Origin of the sequence: Mycobacterium sp. E2699, assembly GCF_001666745.1 — a bacterium.
Lineage (GTDB): Bacteria > Actinomycetota > Actinomycetes > Mycobacteriales > Mycobacteriaceae > Mycobacterium.
This window is the reverse complement of sequence record NZ_LZJH01000033.1, coordinates 91,015-104,882: the sequence shown is the minus strand read 5'-3', so window position 1 is coordinate 104,882 and position 13,868 is coordinate 91,015. Positions and strand designations below refer to the sequence as shown.

The 13,868-nt window shown below is 70.4% G+C and carries 15 protein-coding genes; 4 read left to right on the top strand and 11 right to left on the bottom strand.

Annotated elements, in window-relative coordinates:
* Nucleotides 1-9: 9 nt before the first annotated feature.
* Nucleotides 10-1,425 carry an NAD(P)H-hydrate dehydratase gene (locus A5696_RS03710; protein WP_067873807.1) on the bottom strand — a complete coding sequence of 472 codons (1,416 nt, stop codon included), beginning with the start codon at nt 1,423-1,425 and terminating at the stop codon, nt 10-12.
* A gap of 71 nt (nt 1,426-1,496) precedes the next feature.
* Between A5696_RS03710 and A5696_RS03705 the strand changes: the two genes are divergently transcribed.
* Nucleotides 1,497-2,417, top strand: a complete 921-nt coding sequence (locus tag A5696_RS03705; protein ID WP_067873582.1) for a class I SAM-dependent methyltransferase — start codon at nt 1,497-1,499, stop codon at nt 2,415-2,417.
* Nucleotides 2,418-2,535: 118 nt separating this feature from the next.
* On the opposite strand, the gene A5696_RS03700 is transcribed toward A5696_RS03705, so the two are convergent.
* From A5696_RS03700 to glmS, 3 genes are all read right to left on the bottom strand, one after another.
* On the bottom strand, nt 2,536-3,240 hold the full coding sequence (locus A5696_RS03700; RefSeq protein ID WP_156738232.1) for a rhomboid-like protein: 705 nt from the start codon (nt 3,238-3,240) through the stop codon (nt 2,536-2,538).
* A gap of 28 nt (nt 3,241-3,268) precedes the next feature.
* A complete protein-coding gene (locus A5696_RS03695; protein ID WP_082968897.1) occupies nt 3,269-4,168 on the bottom strand; it encodes a DUF4436 domain-containing protein in 900 nt (299 codons plus the stop codon).
* Nucleotides 4,169-4,230: 62 nt separating this feature from the next.
* The gene (glmS, locus tag A5696_RS03690; RefSeq protein WP_067873577.1) at nt 4,231-6,108 is read right to left on the bottom strand and encodes a glutamine--fructose-6-phosphate transaminase (isomerizing); all 1,878 of its coding nucleotides are present in this window, start codon (nt 6,106-6,108) and stop codon (nt 4,231-4,233) included.
* 595 nt (nt 6,109-6,703) lie between these two features.
* Here glmS and A5696_RS03685 point away from each other — a divergent pair.
* Genes A5696_RS03685 through A5696_RS03675 form a run of 3 tightly spaced genes read left to right on the top strand, consistent with a single transcriptional unit; the run spans nt 6,704 to nt 8,862 of the window.
* Nucleotides 6,704-6,907, top strand: a complete 204-nt coding sequence (locus tag A5696_RS03685) for an Rv1535 family protein (protein WP_067873575.1) — start codon at nt 6,704-6,706, stop codon at nt 6,905-6,907.
* Between the two features lie 25 nt (nt 6,908-6,932).
* Nucleotides 6,933-7,772, top strand: a complete 840-nt coding sequence (locus tag A5696_RS03680; RefSeq protein ID WP_067873572.1) for a dienelactone hydrolase family protein — start codon at nt 6,933-6,935, stop codon at nt 7,770-7,772.
* 46 nt (nt 7,773-7,818) lie between these two features.
* Nucleotides 7,819-8,862 (top strand): LLM class F420-dependent oxidoreductase, encoded by a 1,044-nt coding sequence (locus tag A5696_RS03675; RefSeq protein WP_067873569.1) that lies wholly within the window; start codon nt 7,819-7,821, stop codon nt 8,860-8,862.
* A 5-nt stretch (nt 8,863-8,867) separates the two neighbouring features.
* Here A5696_RS03675 and A5696_RS03670 read toward each other — a convergent pair whose 3' ends face one another.
* From A5696_RS03670 to A5696_RS03640, 7 genes are all read right to left on the bottom strand, one after another.
* The gene (locus tag A5696_RS03670) at nt 8,868-10,247 is read right to left on the bottom strand and encodes a hypothetical protein (RefSeq protein ID WP_067873566.1); all 1,380 of its coding nucleotides are present in this window, start codon (nt 10,245-10,247) and stop codon (nt 8,868-8,870) included.
* 2 nt (nt 10,248-10,249) lie between these two features.
* Nucleotides 10,250-10,537 carry a hypothetical protein gene (locus tag A5696_RS03665; protein ID WP_067873564.1) on the bottom strand — a complete coding sequence of 96 codons (288 nt, stop codon included), beginning with the start codon at nt 10,535-10,537 and terminating at the stop codon, nt 10,250-10,252.
* A 45-nt stretch (nt 10,538-10,582) separates the two neighbouring features.
* Nucleotides 10,583-11,920 (bottom strand): phosphoglucosamine mutase, encoded by a 1,338-nt coding sequence (glmM, locus tag A5696_RS03660; RefSeq protein WP_067873561.1) that lies wholly within the window; start codon nt 11,918-11,920, stop codon nt 10,583-10,585.
* A 139-nt stretch (nt 11,921-12,059) separates the two neighbouring features.
* Nucleotides 12,060-12,557, bottom strand: coding sequence for a 30S ribosomal protein S9 (rpsI, locus tag A5696_RS03655; protein ID WP_082956425.1), 498 nt, complete (start codon nt 12,555-12,557; stop codon nt 12,060-12,062).
* Entirely contained in the window at nt 12,554-12,997 is a 444-nt protein-coding gene (gene rplM / locus A5696_RS03650) for a 50S ribosomal protein L13 (RefSeq protein ID WP_067873559.1), read from the bottom strand. Before rplM ends, rpsI begins: the two co-directional genes overlap by 4 nt.
* A 215-nt stretch (nt 12,998-13,212) precedes the next feature.
* On the bottom strand, nt 13,213-13,509 hold the full coding sequence (locus A5696_RS03645; RefSeq protein WP_067873556.1) for a WXG100 family type VII secretion target: 297 nt from the start codon (nt 13,507-13,509) through the stop codon (nt 13,213-13,215).
* 10 nt (nt 13,510-13,519) lie between these two features.
* Nucleotides 13,520-13,831, bottom strand: coding sequence for a WXG100 family type VII secretion target (locus A5696_RS03640; protein ID WP_082956424.1), 312 nt, complete (start codon nt 13,829-13,831; stop codon nt 13,520-13,522).
* Between the last annotated feature and the right edge of the window lie 37 nt (nt 13,832-13,868).

Genomic DNA, 13,868 nt, shown 5'->3' with positions numbered 1-13,868 from the left:
TACAGGTCTCTACAGGGCGGCTATAGCGGCCCGGATGTGCGGGATGATGCGCGACGACGACGTCGGCGCCTCGCCGGGGCCCGGGTCGGCGGCCGACATCGCGGCGGCACGGGCGTGCACGAAGGCCGCGGCCGCGGCCGCCTCGGCGGCCGGCAGCCCCGACGCCAGCAGCGCGCCGATCATCCCGGACAGCACGTCGCCCGACCCCGCCGTGGCCGCCCACGACTGCCCGGCGGGGTTCAGGTACACCGGGCCGCCGGGGTCGGCGACGATCGTGACGTTCCCCTTGAGCAGCACGGTGGCGCCGAAGCTGTCGGCCAGCTTGCGGCACGCGCCGACGCGGTCGTCCCCCGGCGGGTTACCCGCCAGCCGGGCGAATTCACCCGCGTGCGGGGTAAGCACCGTCGGGGCGGTGCGGTTGACCACCAGCTCGGGATGGGCCGCCAGGATGGTCAGCGCGTCGGCGTCCACGATCACCGGGAGGTCGGTGTCCAGCGCAAACCACAGCGCCGCCGCCCCGGTGTCGTCGGTGCCCAACCCCGGCCCGACCACCCAGGCCTGCACCCGCCCGGCCGCCGCGGGGCCGGGTGCCGCGATCACTTCGGGCCAGCGCGCCAGCACCTCCTTGTGCGCGCTGCCGGCGTAGCGGACCATGCCGGAGTGGGCGGCGACGGCCGCGCCGGTGCACAAGACGGCCGCACCCGGATAGGTCGAGGAGCCGGCCATCACCCCGGTGACGCCCTGGGTGTACTTGTCGTCGTGCGGGCCGGGCACCGGCCAGCGCGCGACGACGTCGGCGGCCTCGAAGCCGAGCACGTCCGTCTCCGGTAGGTCCAGGCCGATGTCGATCAGCTCGACGCGCCCGCAGTCGGCCAGTGCGTGCACGGGTTTGAGCCCGCCGAAGGTGACCGTCAGCGCGGCGTGTACCGCGGGCCCGGTGATCGCGCCGGTCGCCACGTCGATGCCGCTGGGGATGTCGACGGCGACCACCGGTATCTCCCCTGCGGCCGCGAACACCTGCGCCGCGGCCGGCCGCAGCGGGCCCGATCCGGAGATCCCCACCACGCCGTCGATGACGAGATCCGTTGTCGGCGAGACGCTTTCGACCACACGCCCGCCGGCCTTGCGGAACGCGGCCAGCCCCTTGCGGTGGGTGCGGTCGGGATTGAGCAGCACCGCGTCGGCGACCGCGCCGCGCCGCCGCACGAAGGTCGCCGCCCACAGCGCGTCACCGCCGTTGTCGCCGGAGCCGACGACCGCGCACACCCGGCGCCCGGCGACCCCGCCGGTGCGGGCGGTCAGCTCGGCGATGATCTCGGTGGCCAGCCCGAACGCCGCGCGGCGCATCAGAGCGCCGTCGGGCAGGCTGGCCAACAGCGGAGCTTCGGCGCCCCGGATCGCGTCGACGGAGTAGTAATGCCGCATCATCGCAAGCATTCCATGTCGGGGCGTACCCTCGCGCACGGCTCGAATCAAACGGCGGACGGGGGGCGGTTATGGCACGGACAGACAACGACACGTGGGACCTGAGCAACGGCGTCGGGGCCACGGCCACCGGCGTCGCGGTGGGGCGCGCACTGGCCAGTCGCGGCGAGGACCCGCTGATCGACGACCCGTTCGCCGAGCCGCTCGTTCGCGCCGTCGGCATCGACTTCTTCACCCGCGTCGCCGGCGGTGAGTTGGATCCGGCCGAGGTCGACGACAACGGGGACTTCGGGATGGCACGGATGGGCGCCATGATGGGCATCCGTACCCGCTTCTTCGACGACTTCTTCCTGGCCGCAGCCCGAGACGGGATCCGCCAGGCGGTGATCCTGGCCTCGGGCCTGGACGCCCGCGCCTACCGGCTGCGCTGGCCGGCGGGCACCACGGTGTTCGAGATCGACCAGGCCGCGGTCATCGACTTCAAGACCGCGACCCTGGCCGAACTGGGCGCGGCCCCGACCGCCGACCTGCGGACGGTGCCTGTCGATCTGCGCCACGACTGGCCGTCGGCGCTCCGCACGGCCGGCCTGGACCCCGCCCGCCCCACCGCTTGGAGCGCCGAGGGCCTGCTGCCGTTCCTGCCGCCGGACGCGCAGGATCGGTTGCTGGACAACATCACCGAGCTCAGCCCGCCCGGGAGCCAACTGGCCACCGAGAACTTCCGGGGGCCCGCCGATGCGGTGCAGGCAATGGCCGACCGGATGCGGGACGTCACCGACCAATGGCGCGAACACGGCTTCGACATCGAGATGACCGACCTGTGGTATGCGGGCGACCGCCACGACGTGGTCGAGTACCTGGACGGCCACGGCTGGGCGACCTCGGCCGTGAGCGTTGCGGATCTGTTTGCCGCCCAGGGCTTTCCGCTGCCCGCCGGCGCGGACCGGGAGACGGGCACCGGGTTGCACTACGTCAGCGCCAGGCGTACCTAGCCGCGGCGGGCGCGTGGTTTCGAACGCTGGACCGGCTCGTGGGCGTCGTCGGCGACGAGGTGGGCGCACGCGATGGCGTCGGGCGACGGCTGGGCGCGCGGACCGGCCGCCCCACCGCCTACCCCCCGGAACCGACTCGCCGGAAAGCGGTTCGGAGTCTCGCCGGATTCAAGGCCGGACCCTTGCGTTCCCGCGCCATCGGGTAGAAGCAGAGCCCGATCAGGATCGCGGCGAAGTGACCGATCGCGGTGAAGTTCACCCCGTGGCGACTCATCATCAGCAACGGAAAGCCGAAGATGACGAGCAGCACCCCGAGGTAACCCCACCGCCACGGCCGCGCGATGTGATAGGTCAGCACGGCCATCACGCCGACCAGGAAGTAGCTGACCCCGATGTCGCGGGCGTGCACCAGCCGTTCCGGCGCCTCGTGTTCCTCGATCGCGTAGTACAGGATGCCCTCGCTGATGTAGGTGGCCAGGATGTGAGAGGTCAAACCGATTGTGAGCCAACGCAATTGGCCGAGCCAGTGTTCGGCGGGCGCGAGGAAAAGCGTGAACAGCAGCAGGTAGGGTTCCAGGTCCTTGCCGTCGAGCCACAGCAGGCTGGAGAACAGCACGTCGAGCGGGTCGGTTCCCAGCGCGTGAATGTTGGTGGACCGGTGCAGCAGCACCCAGTGCAGCTGCCGCCCGGGCAGTTCGTTCTGGATGATCGTGGTGATCGTCAGCACGAGCAGCCAGCAGTAGGTCAGCGGCGCTCCGGTGACGAAATGCCACACCGCGAGCCAGATCCGCCGCAGCCGGGTCCCCACCGATGCGTTCGCCACAAGTTCAACTTTTGCACGCCCGGCGTTGCTACGCGACGGTGGCCGGCTCGGGTCTCAGGTGCCGCCACCAGCAGAAGATGTAGAGCAGCATCGCGTTCACCAACGCGACGATCACCCACAACGTGACGGTGACATCGACCCACGACCCGATCGGCGGCGCGTCCGGCAGGGCGTTGCGCAGCGGCATGATGGCGAAAAGCATCGCCGCGTACCACGTCGTCATCGGCGGCTGAAACTTTCGCCGGTCGAGCGCCGTCAGCACGGCGACCGAGAGTCCGATCGCGGCGATCGCGATCATCATGGCGACGATGACGGCGGCGAATGCCGCCGTGCTCGGCGACCGGCGCAATTCCACCCGGTAAGGCGCGGCGATGGGCGCGGCGATACCCGATCTGGCGCTGACCGGTATGTCGACGCGCCAGCCCGGAATGCGGTCGATGAAGGTGACCGACGCCCGTTGCGGCACCGGCGAGGCGCCGCGGAACAGATCGACCGTGATCGGCCCCGAGTGGTAGTGGTCGAAAGGCCAATCCGAAGGGTCGCCCGTGATGGTCAGCGGGACGGGAGACACGCCCGGCACCGTGCCCTTCGCCCAGCTGCGCTTGGTGGGCGTCACCGCGGAGTGGACGGCGACGGCGAGATCTTCGGTGAGGCCGCCGGTCAGCGGATCCAGCAGCTCATGCCCCGGCGAAACGGTGATATTGCCGCTCAGCCCGCCCTTGACCGACTGGAGTTCTTGGAGATCGATCGTCACCGTGGTCCCGTCGGGCGCCGGCTGGCCCTGGGTGACCTGACGCGGGCAGCCGCAGCCGGATCGGGAATACAGCCCCACCGTGATGGCGTACGTCGCGACGAAGAGAACCACCAGACCGACGATCAACACTCGCCCGGAGCGCCTGCCCCGCTGGGCCGAACCACCCGCCGACAATGCGCCTCCCCCTCGCTCGCACGACTTGACCGCCCGGAGATTGTACGGCGGAACCCATTCGGCTATTCGACGGTGACGGACTTGGCCAGGTTTCGCGGCTTGTCGACGTCGTAGCCGCGGGCCTGCGCCACCGACGCGGCGAACACCTGCAGCGGGATGGTCGACAGCAGCGGCTGCAGAAGCGTTGACACCGAAGGGATTTCGATGAGGTGATCGGCGTAGGGGCGCACGGTGTCGTCGCCCTCCTCGGCGATCACGATGGTCACCGCGCCGCGGGTCTGAATCTCACGGATGTTGGACAACAGCTTGGCGTGCAGCGTGGCCTGGCCCTTGGGCGAGGGCATCACGACGATGACGGGCAGGTCGTCTTCGATCAGCGCGATCGGGCCGTGCTTGAGCTCCCCGGCGGCGAACCCCTCGGCGTGCATGTAGGCCAGCTCCTTGAGCTTCAGGGCGCCCTCCAGCGCCACCGGGTAGCCGACGTGGCGGCCCAGGAACAGCACGGTCGAGGACTGGGCGAACCGGTGCGCCAGCGCGGCCACCGGCTCGATCATCGCCAGCACGCGGGCCACCAGGTCGGGCATCGCCTCGAGCTCGCGGTACTCGCGCTCGACCTCGTCGGGGTACTTGGTGCCGCGGGCCTGCGCCAGCGCCAGGCCGACCAGATAATTGGCGGCGATCTGCGCCAGGAAGGTCTTGGTGGAGGCCACGCCGATCTCCGGGCCGGCGCGCGTGTAGAGCACCGCGTCGCATTCGCGCGGGATCTGCGAGCCGTTGGTGTTGCAGATCGCCAGCACCTTGGCCTTCTGCTCCTTGGCGTGCCGGACCGCCTCCAGCGTGTCGGCGGTCTCCCCCGACTGCGAGATGGCCACGACCAGCGTGCTGCGGTCCAGCACCGGGTCGCGGTAGCGGAACTCGCTGGCCAGCTCCACCTCCACCGGCAGCCGGGTCCAGTGCTCGATCGCGTACTTGGCCAGCAGCCCCGAGTGGTACGCGGTGCCGCAGGCCACCACGAACACCTTGTCGATCTCGCGGAGTTCCTGGTCGGACAGGCGCTGCTCGTCGAGCACGATCCGGCCGTTGACGAAGTGCCCCAGCAGGGTGTCGGCCACCGCGATGGGCTGCTCGGCGATCTCTTTGAGCATGAAGTACGGGTAGCCGCCCTTCTCGGCGGCGGCCAGGTCCCAATCGATATGAAAAACGCGGGCACTCGCGGCGTCATCGTTGCCGTCGAAGTCGGTGATGCGGTAGCCGTCCACCGTGATCACCACCGCCTGGTCCTGGCCGAGTTCGACGGCGTCACGGGTGTGTTCGATGAACGCCGCCACGTCGGAGCCGACGAACATCTCGCCGTCGCCGATGCCGACGACCAGCGGGGTCGAGCGGCGCGCGGCCACGATGGTGCCCGGCTCGTCGGCGTTCGCGAACACCAGGGTGAAGTGGCCCTCGAGCCGGCGCAGCACCGCCAGCACCGAGGCGACGAAGTCACCCGCGGTGTCGCCGTGCCGGTAGGCCCGGGCCACCAGGTGCACCGCCACCTCGGTATCGGTGTCGCTGGCGAACTCCACGCCGGCCGCCTCCAGCTCGTGGCGCAGGGCCGGAAAATTCTCGATGATGCCGTTGTGGACGACCGCGATCTTGCCGGCGGCGTCGCGGTGCGGGTGGGCGTTGCGGTCGGTGGGGCGGCCGTGGGTGGCCCAGCGGGTGTGGCCCAGGCCGGTGGTGCCGGCGAGCGCCCCGGGCGTCGTCTGCTCGGTTTCTTCGATGGCCTCTTCCAGGTTGGCCAACCGGCCGGCGCGACGCCGGACGGTCAGTTTGCCCCGGCCGTCGACCAGCGCGATTCCCGCTGAGTCGTAGCCGCGGTACTCCATCCGGCGCAGCGCGTCCATGACGACCTCGCAGGCCGGGCGCTGCCCGACGTAGCCGACAATCCCGCACATCCTGAACAGGGTAGTGCAGCGATCGCCGCGGACCCGCCAGCACGGGCCCGACCTGCGGAACCGCGGGCGCGCCGCCACCAAGCATCCGTTGAGGATCCCTCCAGGCCGGGGCGCGACGCTGTGGTCATCGACACCGGCGCCGGGAAGGACCGCAGGGATGGATTCACACCGATTTAACAAACGATCAGGGCTTATTTCACCGGATGTATTCGTGTCGTTCCCGTTGGCTTCCGGTACCCAGCAACTGCTCGCCTTACACTGCGAAATGTGGGACCCAAGCTGGCAACAACCCACTGCTGGCGGAAGAAACGACGGGGGTGGCTCTCGCCCGATCAGGACCGGGACGAATTTGCGGCGGACTCTATCGGCAAATCAAATGGTCAGCCCCCTATTTGCCACGCCGGGGCACCGCATCAAATTCGGCCGGGAATCCTTACCACGTCACTTTAGATACAAGTCAATGTCAATAGTTCAACTATCCGTAAACCTTACGAAAATAGCCGTCTAGCAAATGTTAAAACCTAATCAGGGAATCGGAGATCTGGCCGCATTCGAATAGATCTCACGGCCCCGGTGGATCTTCCAGGAGGGAACCATGACCGCAGTTCTGATCGACGAGGTGGTGACTGTCCAGGCCGGGTCACGGCCGGCCGTTGCGCCCGCGCCGAAGCGGACCCCTCGCCCGCCGGTCGCCGGCGGCGACCCGATGGTGGACGCGGCCTCTCGTTTGCTGAGCATCCCACTGCGCCACCTGTACGCGGCGTTGTGGCGGGTGGGTCTGATCGAGGTCACTGCCTAGCGGCTCCATGCGCTAACGTCGACGGGTGGCCCGCATCCGCAAGCTCGTCGCAGCCCTCAGCCGCCGTGGCCCGCACCGGGTTTTGCGCGGTGACCTGGCCTTTGCAGGTTTGCCGGGCGTGGTGTACACGCCCGAGGCGGGGCTCAATCTGCCGGGCGTCGCGTTCGGCCACGATTGGCTCGCCGGCGCCGCTCGTTATTCCGGCCTGCTGGAGCACCTGGCGTCGTGGGGCATCGTGGCCGGGGCGCCCGACACCCAGCGGGGCCTGGCGCCGTCCGTGCTCAATTTCGCCTTCGACCTCGGCACCGCCCTCGACATCGTGGCCGGTGTGCGCCTCGGGCCGGGCAACATCAGCGTGCATCCGGCCAAGCTCGGCGTCGTGGGCCACGGGTTCGGCGGCTCGGCGGCCGTGTTCGCGGCGGCCGGCATGCCCGCCAAGCCCGCGGCCGTGGCGGCGCTCTTCCCGTCGGTCACCAGCCCCCCCGCCGAGCAACCCGCCGCGACGCTGAGGGTCCCGGGGTTGATCCTGACCGCGCCGGGGGATCCGAAATCGCTGAATTCCAACGCGCTGGCCCTGGACGCCGCGTGGGACACCGCGACCCTGCGCATCGTGCACAAGGCCGAACCCGGCGGGCTGGTCGAGGGCCGCCGGCTGACCACGGTGTTCGGGCTGGCCGGGCCGGACCGGCGCACGCAGCGCTCGGTGCGCGCGCTGCTGACCGGTTACCTGCTCAACGCGCTGGGCGGGGACAAGACCTACCGCGACTTCACCGATCCCGACGCCAAGCTGCCGCGGACCGATCCGGTGGATCCCGAGGCCGAGCCGGTCGCCCTCGAAGAGAAGGTCGTCGCGCTGCTGAAGTGACACTCCCCACAGGGGCGTGCCACCGACGCCGTGGTATCTGTCGTTGATGCGAATCGGGATCGCCCTGGACTACTCGGGCGGGTTTCACGAAGGCGTTGACCGCATCGTCGAACTCGAAAAGGCCGGCATCGACATCGCGGTGGTGGCCGAGGCATATTCCTTCGACGCCGTGAGCCAGCTCGGGTATCTGGCCGCCAAGACCAGCACCGTCGAACTCGCGTCGGGGGTGTTTCCCATCTACATCCGCACGCCGTCGCTGCTGGCGATGACCGCCGCGGGCCTGGATTTCGTGTCCGACGGGCGATTTCGGCTCGGCATCGGCACGTCCGGGCCCCAGGTGATGGAGGGGTTCCACGGCGTGGAGTTCGACGCCCCGTTGGGCCGCACCCGCGAGATTGTGGAGATCTGTCGGCAGGTCTGGCGCCGCGAGCGGGTGCAGTACGCCGGCAAGCACTACCAGATCCCGCTGCCCGCCGACCGCGGGACTGGCCTGGGCAAACCGCTGCAGCTCATCAATCACCCTGTGCGCGAACGCATTCCGATCACGATCGCGGCGCTGGGCCCGAAAAACGTCGAGCTCACCGCCGAGATCGCCGAGGGCTGGCAGCCGGTGTTCTACCTTCCGGAGAAGGCGAATCTGGTGTGGGGCGAGGCGCTGGCCGCCGGGGCCGCCAAACGCGATCCCGCCCTGGGGCCGCTCGACGTCATGGTGCACGCGTCGCTGGCCGTCGGCGACGACGTCGAGGAGCGGCTGGCCTGGGTCAAGCCGCAGCTGGCCCTCTACATCGGCGGGATGGGCGCCAAGGGCCGCAACTTCTACCACAACCTGGCCACCCGCTACGGCTTCGGCGAGGTCGCCGACCGGATCCAGGAGCTGTACCTGTCCGGCCGGAAGGCCGAGGCCATCGACCTGGTGCCCGACGAGCTGGTCCGCGGGATGTCCCTCGTCGGCCCCCGCGGGTACGTCGCCGAACGCCTGGCCGCCTTCGCCGAGGCCGGCGTGACGACCCTGTTGGTGAGCCCGCTGGCCGCCGACGCGGGCGAAGGCGTGCGCTTCGTCGAGGACGTGCTCGCGCTGCGGCCGGCCTGAGGGCATCAACTTCCCGCCTGCGGGAGCTGGTCCGCGGCGATCTCGCACGGCGTTTTCGACTCGTTGCCAACAGGCGCCGGCGGCGGGGCCGGGGCCGGCGGCAAGGCAGGGGCCGGCGGTGCGTCGACCGGTGCGGGCGGACCGTCCGGTGCGGCTGGCGCGGCGCCCGGCGCCGACGCATCGACCGGCACGGCCCGGTCGGCGGGCTTGAGCGCCTCGTCGTCGGGTGTGTGGTCGGCATCTTTCGGCTCGTCGGGTTGACCGGGCTTGTCCTCGGGGTCATCGTCGGCGTCGTCATCGGGGTGGAACGGCTCCTCGCCATCGACGGTGCCCTCCTCGCCTGATTGGTCCGCCGGACCCAACAGGGAGCCCATGGCCTCGACGATCCGGTTGGCCAGCCCGCCGAGCCCGCCCAGCCCACTCAGGCCGCCGCCCAGGTCGCCCGCCGGCATGCCGGAGGCGGTCCCCAGCTCGGGCAGTGCCGGAGCCGGGATCGCGGGGTTTGTTGCCGGCGCGGCCGAGGCCAATGTCGGCGCGGGTGCAGGATCGACCGGCGGCCCGGCAGCCGCGGCGGGCGCGGGCGCGGCCGCGGGAGCCGGCGCGCCTGCCGGGGGAGCCGGCACGGCTGCCGGGGGCGCCGCCACGCCTGCCGCCGGGCTCGGCGGGCCCGCCGGACGCGGCCGATAGTCGGGCCCGAAATCGCCGGGCACCTCGAAGCGCGCCGGTGGCGTGACCGCCATCCGGTCGATGACCATGTCGTAGGACGTGTCGACACCGTCCACCGTCGAGCGCATCGTCGTCAGCCAGTCGTCGCGAATCTCGTTGTCCACGTAGGGCTGTATCTGCTCACGGACCACCTCCTCGGCGCTCGCCCGGTCCCCCGCGCCGGACGTCACCGCGGCTGCGGCGGCCAACCACGCCGGTTGCTGGGCCCGCGTGCGATCGTCGATGGCGATGGCCGTCGCGACCTTCGAGTCGACGAGGTACCACAGGTTGTCCCGCAGGGACTCACACCGCTGAGCCGCCGCGCGGACCTCGAGGGCCACCGCGCTCGCGGCGTCGCAGTGACGCTCCAGAAACCGGGCCGCGGAGTCCCCGCCCGCGCCCGCCCACGCCGTGGCCAGCTCGGAAATCTGCGCGCGCTGGATCCGCAGCGCCTCCATGACCGCCGCGCCCGCGGCCCGCAGTTCCGCGCAGTCGCGATCGAGGGTGCGAAGGTCGAGGCCATCTTCGCTGTCGTACCAATCGCGAATCCGGAAGGGATGCGACGTCATTTCGGGGTACCGGTAACCGAGCGCGTGGCAGGCCTGCACGTAGGCCTGGGTGTGCTCGACGGCGGGCCGGCCCTCGGCGAGGCGCTCGGCGACGTCCAACCGCTCGGCCACGATCAGGCGATCCGCGCCGCGGTGTACAGTTCGGCGTCGGCGTAGCGGTCGGCGCCGGCGCGCAGCGCGGCCGCGGCCGCGGTTGCCGCCCGGGACCACTGCGTCACCTCGGCCGTCAAGCGGTCCAGCTGGACACGCAGGGCATCCCCGCGAGCGGTGTGCGCCCGGCCGGCGCTCGCCGCGCCGAAAGCCAACCGCGCCAAGTGATCTCCCACGGCACGATCGAGCAGTTCCGCGGCCGCGTCCAGCTGGTCGGAGACCCTGTACACCCCGGGGCTATCGAATTCCATGCCTAATCCGACGCCCGACACCGCGCCGGGGTTCCAGCGGAAGGATCAGCGCGCGGAGCTCACCGCTTCGGCGACACCGGCCGCGACGCGCTGCGCGATGGCCTCTTCGGGGGCCTCCACCATGACCCGGATCATCGGCTCGGTTCCCGAGGGGCGCAACAGGATTCGCCCGGTGTCACCCAGTTCGGCCTCGGCCTGCTCGACGGCGGCCCGCACCGAGGGGGCCGCCGCGGCGGTGGCCTTGTCGGCGGCCTTGACGTTGATCAGCACCTGGGGCAGCGCCCGCATCGCCGAGGCGAGGTCCGCCAGCGACGAGCCGGTCTGCACCATGCGCGTCATCAGGCGCAGCCCGGTGACGATGCCGTCGCCGGTGGAGCCCACCGCGGGCATCACGATGTGGCCGGACTGCTCGCCGCCGAGGCTGTAGTCGCCGGCCCGCAACTCCTCCAAAACGTAGCGGTCGCCGACGCCCGTGGTGCGCACGGTGATGCCGGCCGCGCGCATCGCCAGGTGCAGCCCGAGGTTGCTCATCACGGTGGTCACCAGCGTGTCGGAGGCCAGTTCGCCGGCCTCCCGCATGGCCAGCGCGAGCACGACCATGATGTGGTCGCCGTCGACGAGGTTCCCGTTGGCGTCGATGGCCAGGCAGCGGTCGGCGTCGCCGTCGTGCGCCAGGCCGAGGTCGGCGCGGTGCTCGACGACGGCCGCCTTCAGCGCATCCAGGTGCGTCGAGCCGCAGCCGTCGTTGATGTTGAGCCCGTTCGGCTCGGCGTTGATCGCGATCACCCGCGCGCCCGCGGCGCGGTAGGCGCGCGGCGCCACCGACGATGCGGCACCGTGGGCGCAGTCGACCACCACGGTCAGGCCGTCCAGCCGCAGCGTGCACGTCTTCGACAGGTGGCGCAGGTAGCGGTCGTCGGCGTCCTCGGCGTCGACAAGGCGGCCGATCCCGGCGCCGACCGGGCGCAAGCCGGGTCCCGCCGCAACCAGTTCCTCGATCTGATCCTCGGTGTCGTCGTCCAGCTTGTGGCCGCCGGGACCGAAGATCTTGATGCCGTTGTCGGGCATCGGGTTGTGCGAGGCGGAGATCATCACCCCGAAGTCGGCGTCGTAGGCACCGGTCAGGTACGCCACAGCCGGTGTCGGAAGCACCCCGACCCGCAGCGCGTCGACTCCCTGGCTGGTCAGCCCGGCGATCACGGCCGCCTCCAGCATCTCGCCGCTGGCCCGGGGGTCGCGCCCGATCACGGCGACCCGCCGGCCCGGCCCAACGGAACTCGCCAGTCGCCGCGCCGCCGCGGCGCCCAGGGCCAGCGCCAGCTCGGCGGTCAACTCGCGATTGGCGACCCCGCGAACACCGTCGGTGCCGAATAGTCGACCCATGCCGAAAAACCTCTCACAGTTGGCGGTCGTTCACCTAACGTGCCCGTTCTTTTCTGACCGAAACCATGCGTTTTGGTGCGCAGACACGCCGCTGACTTGCGCAAAAGTTGCCAAGTCGCGGCCGAAAAGCGAGCGTTGATCAGCGCTTGCTGTACTGGGGCGCCTTGCGCGCCTTCTTCAGCCCGTACTTCTTGCGCTCGGTGGCACGCGGGTCACGCGTGAGGAAGCCGGCCTTCTTCAGGGCGGGCCGGTCCTCCGGCGAGGCCAGGATCAACGCCCGGGCGATGCCCAGGCGCAGCGCGCCCGCCTGCCCCGACGGGCCGCCGCCATGCAGCAGGGCGAACACGTCGAAGCTTTCCACCCGGTCCACGGTCACCAGCGGGGCCTTGATCAGCTGCTGGTGCACCTTGTTGGGGAAGTAGTCCTCCAGGCTGCGGCCGTTGAGGTCGAACTTGCCGGTGCCGGGCACGATGCGCACCCGCACCACGGCCTCCTTGCGGCGGCCGACGGTCTGGATGGGCCGCTCGAACACGAACGACTCGGCGGGACGGGCGGCGGGAGCCTCGGCCGGGGTCTCCGGGGTCTCCGGGGTCTCCGGGGTCGCCGGGGTCTCCAAGGCCTCGGTTGTTTCGGTCACTGCGCCACCTGCTTGATCTCGTACGGCACCGGCTGCTGAGCGGTGTGGGGGTGCTCCGGGCCCGCGTAGACGCGAAGCTTGCGCTGGATCTGACGGCTGAGCTTGTTCTTGGGCAGCATGCCGACGATCGCCTTCTCCACGACGCGGGTCGGGTGCTTTTGCAGCAGCTCGCCGGTCGAGCGCTTGTGCAGACCGCCGGGATACCCCGAGTGGCGGAAAGCCATCTTCTGCTGCAGTTTGTCGCCGGACAGGGCGACCTTTTCGGCGTTGATGACGATGACGAAGTCACCGCCGTCGACATTGGGCGCGAACGTCGGCTTGTGCTTGCCGCGCAGCAGGTTGGCTGCCGCGACGGCAAGGCGGCCAAGCACCACGTCCGTGGCGTCGATGACGTACCACGACCGTGTGGTGTCACCCGCCTTTGGCGCGTAGGTGGGCACAGCGCTTACCTTCTCTTCTCGAGGTGGATCCCGGGTCGAGCCGGGTGCCGGTCAGGCGTTCACGGTGGGGTTCATCTCGGCGACCGACGTTGACCCGAGACCCCGGCGTACCGCACGCCAACCGAGCAGCTTACCGATGCGCGTCCCCGCAGGTCAAAATGACTGTGTGGTCCCGGCGGCTCTCCCCCGCCGGGACCACACAGGGGCCATCACGTTTATCGTGCCCAGACGCCGGCCGCCCGCCGGTCGGCGTTCGCCATCTCCTCCGCACCGTCGCGCACCGCATTCCCCAGCTCGACCAGGATCTCGTTCAGCGCCGTGGCCGCCTGGTGCCACTTCAACTGCTCGGCCTGGTACGCGGCGGCCGCTTCGCGGGTCCACAGCTCCCGCAGGGGCGCGACCTGCGAGTTCAACTCTTCGAGCGCCGCGTTGAAGCGGGTCGCGGTCGCGTGGATCTCCCGGCGGATCGAGTATTCGATCTCGCCGAAGTTGTAGGACAGCACCTGGTCCACGTTCCCTCCCTCACACGTTCCCGCCGGCGGCGGCGATGCGGCGGGCGTGCTCCTCGCCCGCCTCCGACAGCGCGGCCTCGTTGTGCCGGATGGTCTCGGCGATCGTGTGCAGGGCGTGGTAAAGCCGCGTCGACTCGGCATTCCAGCGGTCCACCACATCTTTGAACCGCGCGGCCGCGATCCCACCCCACACGGAGCGCGGCACGCTGCCCATGCGTCCGATGAAGGCCTGCAGCATTGCCCGGATCTCGTCGTTGCGCGCGTCCGTCGAGGCCGCCACCGTGCGCATCACGCCAAGGTCGGTGCTGAGAGTGTTCGCCATATCAGATTGGACCGCGCGGGGAGGTATTCGGTTCCGC